The sequence below is a fragment of the Streptomyces sp. WM6378 genome, from assembly GCF_001279695.1.
Taxonomy (GTDB): domain Bacteria; phylum Actinomycetota; class Actinomycetes; order Streptomycetales; family Streptomycetaceae; genus Streptomyces.
On sequence record NZ_LGDD01000237.1, the window covers coordinates 1 to 282 of the forward strand.

1 protein-coding gene is annotated in these 282 nt (G+C 63.5%); it reads right to left on the bottom strand.

The annotated features are described in order from the left end of the window. On the bottom strand, nucleotides 1–169 hold a 169-nt coding region (locus ADK54_RS19630), incomplete at its 3' end, for a potassium-transporting ATPase subunit C (RefSeq protein WP_159047846.1). Nucleotides 170–282: the final 113 nt, after the last annotated feature.

Here is a 282-nt window from a genome sequence, read left to right on the forward strand (position 1 = left end):
CCTTGCCGCCGGACTTGATCTCCGAGCCGTTGGCCTTGTTGCCGAAGGCCACCTGCGCGATGCCGGTCACCACCAGCGGGTAGATCACGCCGCACACGAGGGTCAGGACCAGCAGTGCGCGCAGGCCCGCACCGAGCAACCGGGCTGTGTTTCCAACAGAGTTGTTCATCGTGTTCAGCCGATTCCGGGGATGAGGGAGATGAGCAGGTCAATGATCTTGATGCCGATGAACGGGGCGATCAGACCGCCCAGGCCGTAGATGCCGAGGTTGCGGCGGAGCAT